The organism is Phaeodactylibacter sp., from assembly GCF_040219495.1.
Classification (GTDB): Bacteria; Bacteroidota; Bacteroidia; order Chitinophagales; family Saprospiraceae; genus Phaeodactylibacter.
The window spans coordinates 19660-32280 of the sequence record NZ_JAVJSK010000096.1; the positions used below are offsets into that span (position 1 = coordinate 19660).

Genomic DNA, 12621 nt, shown 5'->3' on the forward strand with positions numbered 1-12621 from the left:
TTTTTACTTTTTTATAGTGAGTGTTTTCGAAAATGGGCCAGTTTGTTCCCCATAGTCTACCGCCCGGACTTTAAACTGCCAGCCTTCGGCTTCTTCCGTGGGGTAGGCAAAGCCTTTGCCCAGCAGGTGTGTGGGGTTCACTTTTTTAAACTCGGATGCGCCCGGTGCCTTGCCATAGACCTCATAGGTCAGCAGATTGCGGTGGGGCTGCTCGTCTTCCCAAAGGAGCATAACCATGTCTTCGCCGTTGTTACCCTGGTACAGGTTGTAATCCAGTTGGTTAGGTGCATTAGGCCCGGCTTTGGATTCCGGAGCAAGGATGATGACGCTGATGCCGCTCGATGGGAAGTCAATGGATTTGGAGAATTTGCCGCCACGTGTTTTGACCTTTTCGTTTTCGGTAATCGCCGGCTCCATAGTGGCAGCCATTTCCAGGTATTGCTCAGTGGTGGGGTCCTCCGGGCTGCCCATTGCGGTCCAGGTGCTGTAGGGGTTGGTATGCTCATCATCCACCCGGTAATGAACCATTTGGTAGTCTTTTCCGGTAAGGCCTTCAAGTTGTAGCGTTAACCGGGCACCCTGATTATTTAAGGCTTCCTGATGCTCCGGTGTCGGCTCCATGGTGGGCTTCCAGTTCAATGCTTTCAGATCAAGCTCAGGCTTGTTGAATAGCATAGCGATGACGGTGCCATCCGCTCTGCGCGTGACCATGCCACCGAGATTGGGGTGTTTTTCATCATCAATACCCAGCACATCGTGGCGGGTCTCGCCCAGCAGTTGCATAAGCGTCATCACGGTGAGGGAGGGTTGTTTGATGAGGAAAAACTGCTCTACCGGCGTCCGCTCATCTTCTTCCTGTCCTACTACCCTGGCCCCGCCCTGACGAGCGCTGCCCCGGGTATCCTGATCATTGTCGCCGGGCAGGAAACGGGCGAGTTGTGTGCGTTTGCCCCAGCTACCGAGGAAGCCATGGTCATTACTCAGTATTCGGTAATCGATATCCAGAGAGTCGATAATCAACCGGTTGTGGAGTTCCACAGATTGAGCGATAAAGGCACCGTACCACGGGCCCGTCCGCCAGTAGAAGGGGATGCCCCAGCCCGCAAGCGGGTCAGCTTCGTCATTAAAAACGGGAATACGCTCTCGGAATTGAGGGTAGTCGTTCTCAAAGTAGCGCCAGTTACCCAGCTCATCTTCGATCATTTTGTGGGGCGTATTCTTGCGGTGGGTCGACACAAAATCAATCCGCACGCCCTGCTCACCGGTGAAGTAGTTTTTGCCGTAAGCGCAGTGCTCCAGCAGAAGTTTGAACCAGGGCTTCACGCCTCTGGCATTGCCTGGACCACCGAACTTGATGTCTGGATCTGCTTCCCGCAGCCCTTCGCTGCAGGCATCATAATAATGCAGGAATTTGACGTACCCCTGATTCCAGAAGTGCCAGACATCGGGCTCATTTGTGTTTTCAAACCACCAGCTTTCCACCGTTTCTTCCCCGTAGCGATCGATAAGATGACGGGCTAAGTCCCTGACAAAGTTCTTCCAGGCGTATAAATCTTTGGGGTCTCCAAAGTCCAGCTCCCGGTCCGTGGGGTTGCCCATCAATTCAAAGATGAGGCGGAACCCCCGGTTGACCATAACATCCAGCTTGCTGTCCAGCCCGCTCCAGTCGTACGTGGGCCTGGGCGTGCCAAAACCTTCGACCTTCACATGATCAAGCAAATAGTGGGGCCGTAGGAAGAGAATGGATTCCGAAGCCTGCAGGTAGTCCAGCGTCATATGCATATCCGGGTAGTCGAGCAGGTCAGAGGGCGAAAACCCCGTGCTGCGCCAGTACTTCTCAAAGGATTTACCTTCTGATCCAAGATCAGTGGAAAAGGTGACCGAAGGAAGATCCTGAAGATGAGCGGTTATCGGCGTTAACAAGAAAGCCAGCAGCGCCAAACGGCAAATGATATTCATAATGGGTTACATTTTTTTTAAGTTATGGTCTTTGCTTTGAAGATGAAACTCAAGACCTTTTGTAATCGGAATTTTTATGTCTAGAGCGTTTTACTTATTGATTACTGTGATTGGCTTGCCGTTGCTGGCCGTTGCTCAGCCTTCTGCCAGGACGGTGTTTTTACCGGATAGTAAACCTTTGTATTTTCAGTACATCAGTACAGGTCAGTTTACTATGGGGAGCCCGGAATCTGAGCCGGGACGTGACCGGGATGAAGGGCCACAAAAGAAGGTGGGTATAGAAACAGGTTTTTACCTGGGCACCTACGAGGTCACCCAGCAGCAGTGGTTATCCGTAATGCATTACAACCCGGCTGTTTTTAAGCATCGGCCTAACCATCTGCAGTTTCCGGTAGAGTCGGTCTCCTGGTCAGAAGTACAGCTATTCCTGGAGCAGCTCAATCGTATGGGGCTGGGGCATTTCCGGCTGCCTACCGAAGCGGAGTGGGAATATGCCTGCCGGGCGGGCACAGATACACGTTTCTATTGGGGAGAGGAGGAGAACTGGACCGTCCATCGCAACGCCTGGGCGAACTCCCGGTCGATGGCAGAGCTTCATCCGGTCGGGGAGAAGCCGCCTAATCCCTGGGGGCTGTATGATATGTCAGGTAATGTATGGGAGTGGACTTCAGATAAGTATCAGCCTTACGACGAAAGCCGCCCGCCGGTGGACAGCCTCCGGGTATTCCGGGGCGGCAGCTGGTTCGATTTTGAAGATGCCGTCCGCTGCGCCAACCGCCACAAGCATGGCACCGCGCAGGGGTACCCGGCGATTGGTTTACGATTAGTATATGAGCCTAATGAATAGATTGAAATTGATTGTCCTTATCCTGGTGCTGGGCAGTACTTTATATGCACAGGAAATCCGTACTCTGGAGCTGGGTGAGAGCTTGTCCATGACCTTCGTCCGCATCCCGGCGGGCACCTTCGAGATGGGCAGCGAACCTGATAGCCCCCACGCCCAAAAAGATGAATTCCCCCTCCATAAGGTCACCCTCACTGAAGATTACTACGTGGGGCAGTACGAAGTTACCCAAGCGCAGTGGGAAGCTGTTATGGGCTACAATCCTTCCACCTTCCGGCACCCGGACCGCCCGGTGGAGATGGTGTCCTGGAATGATGCGCAGTTCTTCATTGAGAAACTGAACGCACTGGGCAAAGGGACCTTCCGCCTGCCCACCGAGGCAGAATGGGAGCGAGCCTGCAGACTGGGCGGGTACTCATTTCGGGACGATGAAGGGAAAATCGTGCCCTGGCAATTGCGGCAGTACGGCTGGTTTCACTCCCAGTCGGAAGGGCGCAGCCACCCGGTAGGGCGCAAAAAGCCAGGAGCTTTCCAACTCTACGATATGATGGGCAACGTCTGGGAATGGTGTAGCGATTGGTATGGATCCTATCCGGATTCGGTACAAACCGATCCCACCGGGCCGGCTTCAGGTGAGTTCAAAGTCTACCGGGGCGGCAGCTGGTTCAATGAGCCTGCAGCGCTTCGTCCAGTCAACCGCCACCGCCACCCGGTGGATGCTCGCTTTACGAATGCGGGGCTGCGACTGGTGATGGAGCCTTAGGTTGAGGTTGGTTCCGGGTGCCGCCCAAGGGAAGGCTGAGGCTGAGGCTGAGACCGCCCAAGGCCCTCCCCAGGGAGCGACAGCTTGCTGTCGCCGCCAGGAAGACCAAGCCAGGCCCCTCAACCTTAACCTCAGCCTCGACCTTAGCAAAAGCTTAGCTCTTTTCCGCCAGCACCTGATTATCTATTATTCCACCCGAATCAACGCCACACGGCTCTTGCCCTCGTCCTCATTTTTGATCTCCAAAGGCTTGCCGGAGCCGAGTTGCCGCACTGTGCTCCATTCCGATTGGTCAATGTCCAGCCACTGTAGCGTAATAGCATCTGAACCGGGTAAATTGAGGCGCACAGTCCCGGTATCGGGGAAGTACACCGCATAGGTTTTTCCGGATATGCCAATAACATAGGCCTCATTAGGACTGGCATTCATCAGGATTTCCGGCGTGGCGGTGGCTTCCCAAAAGGGTAGTGCATCGCAAAGCATACGCATGCTTTTGATATTAGCCTGAGCGATTGTTTCCAGCCCATGCCCGGAATTGGGCCGGTGAAAGCGAACAGAAGCGGCGCCGAGAAACGCACTCCGCCAAAACCGCTGTACTCCATCAATAGCGCTGCCGTGGCTGTTCTTACCGTAAGTTTTGACGGTATTCAGCGGCTTGGGGTGGGAGAGGGCAGCTACCTTATGGCGGTAAGCGCGGCCGTTGTCGTAGTGCTCCTGGCCTTTTTTGTGGTTGTTTTGGGAAATATCCAGGAAAGTAAAAATATCATCGTGGAACAGGTTGGTGAGGTGGTCAGGGTGGTCGAGGTCGTGCGGATCCCACATTTCAGTAACGTGCACCGTACGCCTGGCCAGTTTGGCTTTGGCCCTGATGTAGCGCGCCCAGAACAGCGCCCAGGTAGCCGTCACTGAAGTTTCGTTGTCGATGCAGTAAAGGACGTTGTCGTGCTTCAGGCTGATGTCCAGCAGCTGGTCCACAAAACGCTGCTGATAGGACAGGAGCTGGGTGTTGTTGTCCATCTCCGGTACCGACCAGAAGAAAGGGTTCTCCCGGAATATGGGGTGGGTGGAGACCGTGTCCGGCAGACGCGTACGCCTTTGGTTAAGGGTGCTGTTGTTTTTGGGATTGAAAGGATTTTCCAACCAGGGCTCCCGGTAAAAGTCAAAGGTCGCCCAGACTTCCACCTGAACGATGATGCCCCGTTCATCAGCCGCTGCCAGAAATTCGGCGAAGCGCTGCCAGTATTCCGGGTTGAATTCACGCAAATTGTATAAACCATCATCTCCCTTTGCGAAGGCCCAGATGTTGCCCTCGTCCCGGGAAGACATGGTGCAGCGGACGTAATTCCCGCCCAGGGATTGCAGCAGATCCAGCTGTTCCAGGTAGTCCGGGCTTTGAAAAAGATTGTCTTCGTTGGAACCGCCAATGAGCATCACAGGCTTGCCCTTGTAGGTCCAGTACCAGGGATGGTCCGGATTGATGTCGATGGGCTGTGCCTGCATATAAGACAGATACAGGCTGAACAGCGAAAGAAGTAGCAGATTTCTCATAGGGATAGGTTTTAATCCTCTAAAAATAAGTTGGTGAGCAGTGCTGACTTTCCCGGGCTGTCCTACCTGGTTTAAGGTTCCAAAATATGGTCTAGAGCAACGGGACTGACCATCTCATGCGCACCTTCAAAAATGGTCAGTTGCAAATTCTTAAACTGTTTCCTTAGGTGGATGAGGCGGTCGCCAAGGAAAAGGGGCGGTTGGGTTTGTGGAGGCTGATAAGTTCGCTGAGCTAAAAGGTGTACCAGTTGCCCTGCACTTACCTGATTGTCCGGTTGCCCGCCCAGCTCTTCCACCAATTGATTGTAAAAGTGTACAGACTGCGTTATAGGTACTGAGCCCTTGTAGCCGTCGTGAATGCCTGCGTAAAGATATAGTTGGCTCTGCTGGCGTTCCGGGTGTTCGGTATCCATGAAAATTGGGGACCGCCGGCGGGCTTCCGCAGCATTGAAGGTCAGGGAGTCACTCTGTGTCACGGCCTCCAAATGCCCGGCATATTTCAGCCCCCGGCTTTTGGAAGACCAGTACCAGTCCTCCAGATTACTGATGGGCACCCAGGCCGAAAAGCTACGGATGGGATGCCGGCTTTTCCGGTACATCAGGAGTGTAGCGTACCCGCCACCACTTGCGCCAATTACGTGGATCGAATTCGTGTCCACCCCGCCCTGATCAATGGCATACTGAATGGCATCCTCCAGGTCAGCTATCACCAAAGAGCTGCCGCAGGCTTCCGGACGGGTATTTGGGCCACGAAAATCAGGATGGATGTAGTTCCAGTTTTTATTAATGATTTCTTCTACCAGCCGGTCACGCTGATTATAATTCCCGCTCCAGGTATGCAGGCTGACGATGAGTGGCTGAGGCTCTGGCAGGGAGCTTTTGAAGTAGTAGGCTTTCTGAAAAGTACTGTCCGCCGTACTGGGAATAAATACCCGCTCTACCGATGCAGGCCAGTTGTCCCCTCTTGGGTCGTCCCACTCCGGCGGTGACTGCCCGTTTAGTATGTTGATAGACAGCAGGAGTATTCCTAAACTGAGAAGCAATGAAATAGAACTGCTAGTCTTCATCAATATTCAGTCTTTTGACCTCAATAAATTCGAATTTTGGCCTCGGATCATCCTGCGTAGAGGTTACGTTGAAGTTGCGGATCACTAACCCTTCCACATGCCGCGCAAAAAGACCGTGGGTGGGCAGGTACTTCCGGGACTTCAGCCCCTTGGTAAACATAGTGATTTCCGGATAGCGTCTCTCGTTTTCAGGCACCTCTGTGAACAGTTCATCCGCGCCCGGAGCTTCGTTGTACGCTATGTCAATGTTCTCCAGCGTTACATTCTGAATGTGGTGCCCAGGGAATCCCGTGACCGAGGAACTAAACGGCCCGGCGTCCGTAATCCTGAAGTTGGACAGGTGGATGTTACGCATCTGTCCCGGTGGAGGCTTAGGGGCGTCCTCGGTATGCTTGCGGGCCCGGTTGCCCAGCTTGACAAAAATGGGGGCATAAACGCTGTCTGCCCGAAGGTTATGAATCCGGATGTTTTCCATCGTTCCCCCGTCGACCAACTCCAGGGCCACGCCTGTAATAACCCGCCACAGTGTTCCGGTTTTGTAGTGAACGCTATCACTGGCGGAGATGGTAATGTTGGCAATATCGATATTGCTAAACCCGCCGGTGGTTTCTGTGCCAAATTTCAGCCCGTGGCAGTGAGATTTGAGGTCGCAATTGCGGACGGTAATGTTTTCGCACCGCGCCGGACCGGTGCTTTTGAACACCAAAGCATCATCGTGGGAGTCGATGCGGATGTTTTTTATGCTGACATTCCGGCAACCATCCACATTCAGCCCATCGTTGGTGAAGTTGCCATGGTTGATGGCGGTAATGCCTTCGATGTGCAGGTCTTCGCAGTTGAGGTAGTGCTGTAGCCATAGCCCTGCACTGGTCAGGGTTAGCCCTTCCACTTTGACGCGCTTGCAGGAAATGAGGCGCATGCCCAGCGGTTTGTCCCGCCCATGTTCCGCGGCTTTGAACTCCGGAGCATAGCTGTTGCCGTGTATCATGCCCCGTCCGGTAAGGGCGATATCAGTAGCGCTCTCGGCGTAGATGAACGCTTTGCGGCTGTAGCGCTCCGTGTAGGAACGGATCGTACGTTGCTCCATATCGGGATAGTCCCGTAGATGAGGGCTGCCGAGCAAAGTGTCCCCGGCTGTAATGTGGATTTCAACGCCGCTTTTGAGGACAAGCGTCCCGCTTACAAAGGTACCGCCGCTGATGAGTACCCTGCCGCCACCGGCTTCGTGAGCTGCGTCAATGGCCGTCTGAATGGCCTGGGTGTTTACTGTCATTCCATCCCCCTCAGCTCCATAATCCTGAACAGTGAAGATTGGCTGTGCCTGAGCCAAAAGGGAAAAGGGCAGGGCGAGGGTAGTAATTAGAATCAGAGTTCTGAATCGCTTCATGATCAGGTGTTAAAGTCCGCGAATGGTAATCCCGCTCAGAAAAGTGGTGCCGATTTCCGGTTCCAGTTCAATCCTCAGTCCTTGTTGCGCGGTGGCTTTCACCTGGAAGGATATAGCGGTAGCCTGAACGTCTTCCAGTTGCACAGCAGAACGTACCCTTTCTCCGTTGGCGCTGATGTGGAACAGCCGGTCTGCAACTACTTCTGCTTCGTCTCCCTCTGCACCGAGATTGTAAGCCAGCTTCTCCCGGCCGGACTTGCTGTACACCTCGGCAAAGTGGAGGGTAACTTCGTACCAGCCATCCGGCACATCAGCCCGGAAGTTGGTGAAGGTATCGCGGTGCGTCTGGTAAATGGGCTCATTATCGGAGCCGAAAATCTCCTTGTCACTGCCTACCCGGAACCCTTTCCAGCTCATCAGCGCAGTACCGTCCACATACCCGAAGGACCCCGGCTGATAGGCGCGCTCAGGGAGCCACGCCTCTTTGGTGAGCATATCCGTGTAGTGAAAGTGCGCCCCCAGGTTCATCCGCAGGTCAATTTCCTTGACGGAAAGATTGCTGAGGTTTGACGGGATGGCGTGTGCGTGAAATTCACTTTGCCGGGACAAGCCTTTGCCTGCGCTGACCTCAATAAGGTTGGTGCCTCCCCGGAAAGGGACCTCGACCACGGTGTGGTAATTGTCGGTTTCGAAAGTACCCAAGACATTACCATTCAGAGACACTTCAATGACCGGCTGATTGGAGAATATCCAGACCGGTTGGGTGAAGGTGCCGGTTTCATCCGTGAAATCTGCCCGGTAGCGCCAATCCTGACTGCCAATTTGCAGGTAGGGTTGTTGCGATAAAGCCGCCTGATAGTACAGGTAGCTGTCCTTGGGCGTCCGGTTGTGGTGCAGTATGCCTTTGCTATTGATATGGGGCACCGGGTCTTTTCTGCCCTCTGAGCCGAAGTCGGCAAAGTTCCAGATCGTTCCGCCCATCACGTGCGGGCGGGCGATGATCTGCTGGTAATAGCTGGCGTGGATCATCGTTTGCCATTCCACGGTAAAGTCAAAGCGTTTGGGGTCCGCAGCGTGTATGCGTGGGTCACTTCCGCCCCCGTATTCGGCTACGATAATACCTTTGTCCGGATGGTCCCGGTGGAAGCGGTCGAGGAATTCACCAGCCTTTGGCATATTTTCCGAGTACCAGCCGTAATAAAGGTTCCAACCAACCACGTCCGTGATGTCATTCATGCCCGCATCCTCGTACAGCTCATAGTTGCCATGATGGGCGATGGTCGTCCATCGGGTGGGGTCTTCTGCTTTTGCGACATCGTTGAGATGGCGGGTGAGCTTTTCCACGGCTTTCAGGTAGTCGGCTTCACGAACACCAGGATTGTCCTTTAGCCCGTTTTTTAAGCGGAGCAGCACCTCATTCATGAAACCCCACATGATGACTGCCGTGTGGTTATGGTGCTGCCGGATCATTTCCTGCAGGTTGCGGGTGCTGACTTGGGTAAAGTTTTCGGAAACGGTAATGGAGTTGACGATAGGGATTTCTTCCCAAACCAGAATGCCGAGTTCGTCACAGGCCTCAAGCAGAGCAGGGTCTTGAGGGTAGTGCGCAATACGGATAAAGTTGGCCCCCATGGCTTTAAGAATCTCCATATCGCGGCGGTGGAGCTGATCCGGCATGGCATTGGCCAGCCCGGGATAGTCCTGATGCCGGTTGGTACCGATGAGGTCGAGCGGCTTCCCGTTGAGGAGGAAAGCCCGGTCCTCGTCCATCTCAAACCAGCGGAAACCGTATTTGCAGGTGTAAAGGTCAATGGCTTTCCCTTTTTCATCCAGGAGTGCGACTTCCACCCGGTACAAATTAGGCTGTGCCGGCGACCAAAGATCGGGCTGGCTGACCATGACCTCCATCTCAGCTGTGCCCGGGCTGTTGCTGCTTAGCTTGAGTGGCTCTTCTGCTCTTGCGACCTGTTCCCCGCTCTTATCGAAAACTAAGGTTTGGAGAGCGAGCTTGGCACTTTTGGTTGACTTATTGAGCACACTTGCTTTTACCTTTAGGGAGGCAGAGCGTTTGGACACCTTCGGGGAGCTGAGGTACACACCCTTCGTACTGCCATCCAGCCGGTCAAAGTGGCGCTCTCCCTTACGGATGAGGTAGACATCCCGGTAAATCCCCCCGTAAAAAGTGAAATCGCCCGACATGGGTGGAATGGCCGGGTCATGCCGGCTATCTACCCGCACGGTGATGATGTTCTCCGCATTCAGTTGGGCATAGGGCGTAATATCCACCGCAAAAGCCGTATATCCACCTTTGTGCTCGCCCGCCAGTTGGTTGTTGACATAAACCTGCGCCCATTGATAAGCGCCTTCAAACTTGAGCAAAATTTGATCCTGCCCGGTTTTGGGCAGAAAAACCCGCTTTTGGTACCAACCCACCGACCTCAGGTAACCATCTGCATCGTCGAAGGCGTCGAGCTGGTTCCAGGTGTGGGGCGTGTTGACGGTGGTCCAGGTCTCGGAGTCCGGCAGGTCGTTAAGGTTTGTATCTTCCTCTAGCAGGAATTTCCAACCAGCATTGAAAGTGGATTCCTGCGCAAAAAATGTATTTGTAAAAAGCAGGCTGCTTAGGAGAAATAGCCAGGTAGGTTTCATATCAGATTGTTTTCGGTGCTTCAGTTTTAAAATGATCAGGCAGGCCCTCAATCCCTCGGAGCAGCTTTCCCTGCCGGCCAGTAAATGGAAGGGGAGCGGGCTTCTGCCAGATAACGTTCTATGGTTTTGACAACCTTTTTGTTTTTCCGGCTCACGTCGTTGTCTTCCGTAGGGTCTTCTGCCAGGTTATACAACTCAAGTTGGCCATCCAGCCCGTGGCGTACTGCTTTCCAGTTTTTCCAACGTACCGCCTGATCGAAGCCTTTCTCATGAAACTCCCAGTACATGAAGCGGTCGGTCACCGGCAGGTCTTCCCCAAACAAAACCGGGGCGATATTCATGCCGTCAATGTCCTTCGGTGCTTCAGTGCCCGCGACAGCCGCCAGGGTAGGGAGGACATCCGGGAAATACCACGGATAATCGCTGGTCTTTCCTTCCGGGACGCTTCCAGGCATCCAGGCAATCATTGGGGTGCGAATGCCGCCTTCGTACATATCGCGTTTGCGCCCCCGCAGTGGGCCGGAGCTGTCGAACAACCCTTCGTAACGGTTCGCCGCCCCATTATCAGAGCAGAAGAATACCAGGGTGTTTTCTGCAATACCATGCGCTTGGAGCAGGTTGAGCAGGCGGCCCATATCGCTGTCGATCATGCTAATCATACCTGCAAAGTGTTGCTGTTTGTCTGTCCAGTTTTTGTCTCGGTAAAGGTCTGCATAGGGTTGGGTGGCGGCAATTTCGCTATGTGGCAGACAGTAGGGCAGGTAAAGAAAGAAAGTGGTATCATGATGCCGGTCGATAAAGTCCAGTGCATAGTCAGTAAACAAGGGGTGGGTATGCTGCTCCCGCTGCCCATCGGTATTATCCGCCAGCTTCAGGGTGTCCTGGTTTTCCCAAAGGAATTCCGGATAGTGGCTGTGCGCCCGCCGTTGGTTGAGAAAGCCCATCCATTCATCAAAGCCCTGCCGGTTGGGTTCACCGGAAGTGGTGGCTTCTCCAAGCCCCCACTTCCCAAACATACCGGTAACGTAGCCCGCCTGTTTGAGTACTTCCGCTACGGTCGTATCTTCGGCTCGGAGTGGAATCCGCCTGGGCTTGGGCAATTCCGGGACTTCTACTGCCGAAAAATTGCCCCGAATTAGGGTGCGCCCGCTATGCTGCCCGGTCATCAATACGGATCGGGAAGGCGCACATACCGGCGCACCGGCATAAGCTTGCGTAAACCGCATGCCTTCCCGTGCCATTTGATCCAGAAAGGGGGTGGGGATGACGTCCTGCCCATAGCTGCCCAAGTCCCCGTAGCCCAGGTCATCGGTCATGATAAAAATAATGTTTGGGCGGGGCTTGTCCGGCTGAGCCGTAGCGGAAATGCTCAGCAAAAGAAATAGTGGAAAGATCAATCTGCTCAAAGCTTCAGGTTTTTTAGGAGGTAGATTACAAATGGGCGGTGTCATCTTCCTGTCTTCCAACATTACAATTTCTTAGTATTTTGACCTCAAAATAAAAAAGGTATGAAATTGGACTGGATAGCTGGTAAGGGAGCCATCGTAACTGGTGGCGCCTCGGGCATTGGGCGGGGCATCGCACTGGAAGCTGGCAAAGCGGGCGCCAAAGTGATTGTTGCCGACCTCAATGCCGAAATGGGACAGGAAACAGTGGAAATGATTGAAGCCGAAGGCGGGCAGGCGCTTTTTATCCCCACAGATGTGACCGACAGCCGGTCACTGGAGGCTTTTTTGACTCAGGCGGCCGCCTACGCGCCGGTCTGCTACCTGGCGAATTCAGTGGGGCTGCAAACTTACGGCACGGTAGATACCACTTCGGAGGCCGATTGGGACCGTACAATAGCTGTTAACCTGAAGGGGATGTTTCTGGCCACCAAAGCCATCCTTCCGCTTATTCGGGCCAACGGAGGTGGGGGCATCGTCCACATCAGCTCCATACAGGGCAAACGCTGCCAAAAAAATGTGCTGGCGTATTCCACATCCAAAGGCGCTGTGATCGCTATGACCCGGTCGATGGGCATCGACCACGCTGCTGAGGGGATTTACATCAACTGCATTTGCCCGGGCTCCATTGATACGCCTATGCTGCGGTACGGCGCCGGAGAGCATGGCCCGGTAGACGAGGTGATTGCCGAATGGGGGCGTAACCATCCCATCGGTAGAGTAGGGCAGCCGGAGGAGGTGGCCAAAACCACGCTTTTCCTGTGGAGCCCGGATTCCAACTTCATCGTCGGGCAGGCCCTGGAAGTAGACGGTGGTTTGGGCAGCGTTATTTTTTAAGAGATGCTATGTTGGGATTTTGCTTTTGGAGCGAACGCAGCCAGAAGTGTAAAATTCCAAAAAGCTCTAAGCCTTCAGGAACTTCCGGCGAGGATCGATAGTTTGGTATAAAAAATTAACTT

Annotated in this window: 9 protein-coding genes; 3 read left to right on the forward strand and 6 right to left on the reverse strand. The window is 53.9% G+C overall.

What is annotated here, in order from left to right; genetic code table 11:
* Positions 1-3: 3 nt before the first annotated feature.
* On the reverse strand, positions 4-1959 hold the full coding sequence (locus RIC19_RS14795) for a GH39 family glycosyl hydrolase (RefSeq protein WP_350179108.1): 1956 nt from the start codon (positions 1957-1959) through the stop codon (positions 4-6).
* A gap of 76 nt (positions 1960-2035) precedes the next feature.
* Between RIC19_RS14795 and RIC19_RS14800 the strand changes: the two genes are divergently transcribed.
* Both RIC19_RS14800 and RIC19_RS14805 read left to right on the forward strand, forming a co-directional pair.
* Positions 2036-2806 carry a formylglycine-generating enzyme family protein gene (locus RIC19_RS14800; protein ID WP_350179109.1) on the forward strand — a complete coding sequence of 257 codons (771 nt, stop codon included), beginning with the start codon at positions 2036-2038 and terminating at the stop codon, positions 2804-2806.
* The gene (locus RIC19_RS14805; protein ID WP_350179110.1) at positions 2799-3566 is read left to right on the forward strand and encodes a formylglycine-generating enzyme family protein; all 768 of its coding nucleotides are present in this window, start codon (positions 2799-2801) and stop codon (positions 3564-3566) included. The genes RIC19_RS14800 and RIC19_RS14805 overlap by 8 nt, the downstream gene beginning before the upstream one ends.
* Positions 3567-3752: 186 nt before the next feature.
* On the opposite strand, the gene RIC19_RS14810 is transcribed toward RIC19_RS14805, so the two are convergent.
* From RIC19_RS14810 to RIC19_RS14830, 5 genes are all read right to left on the reverse strand, one after another.
* A complete protein-coding gene (locus tag RIC19_RS14810) occupies positions 3753-5114 on the reverse strand; it encodes a hypothetical protein (protein ID WP_350179111.1) in 1362 nt (453 codons plus the stop codon).
* Positions 5115-5185: 71 nt separating this feature from the next.
* Positions 5186-6181 carry an alpha/beta hydrolase family protein gene (locus RIC19_RS14815; RefSeq protein WP_350179112.1) on the reverse strand — a complete coding sequence of 332 codons (996 nt, stop codon included), beginning with the start codon at positions 6179-6181 and terminating at the stop codon, positions 5186-5188.
* Entirely contained in the window at positions 6171-7568 is a 1398-nt protein-coding gene (locus tag RIC19_RS14820; protein WP_350179113.1) for a glycoside hydrolase family 28 protein, read from the reverse strand. Before RIC19_RS14820 ends, RIC19_RS14815 begins: the two co-directional genes overlap by 11 nt.
* Before the next feature lie 9 nt (positions 7569-7577).
* A complete protein-coding gene (locus RIC19_RS14825; protein ID WP_350179114.1) occupies positions 7578-10217 on the reverse strand; it encodes a glycoside hydrolase family 2 TIM barrel-domain containing protein in 2640 nt (879 codons plus the stop codon).
* A gap of 47 nt (positions 10218-10264) precedes the next feature.
* On the reverse strand, positions 10265-11623 hold the full coding sequence (locus tag RIC19_RS14830; RefSeq protein WP_350179115.1) for an arylsulfatase: 1359 nt from the start codon (positions 11621-11623) through the stop codon (positions 10265-10267).
* Between the two features lie 102 nt (positions 11624-11725).
* Here RIC19_RS14830 and RIC19_RS14835 point away from each other — a divergent pair, with 102 nt between their 5' ends.
* Positions 11726-12499, forward strand: a complete 774-nt coding sequence (locus tag RIC19_RS14835; RefSeq protein ID WP_350179116.1) for an SDR family NAD(P)-dependent oxidoreductase — start codon at positions 11726-11728, stop codon at positions 12497-12499.
* The last annotated feature ends 122 nt before the right edge of the window (positions 12500-12621 follow it).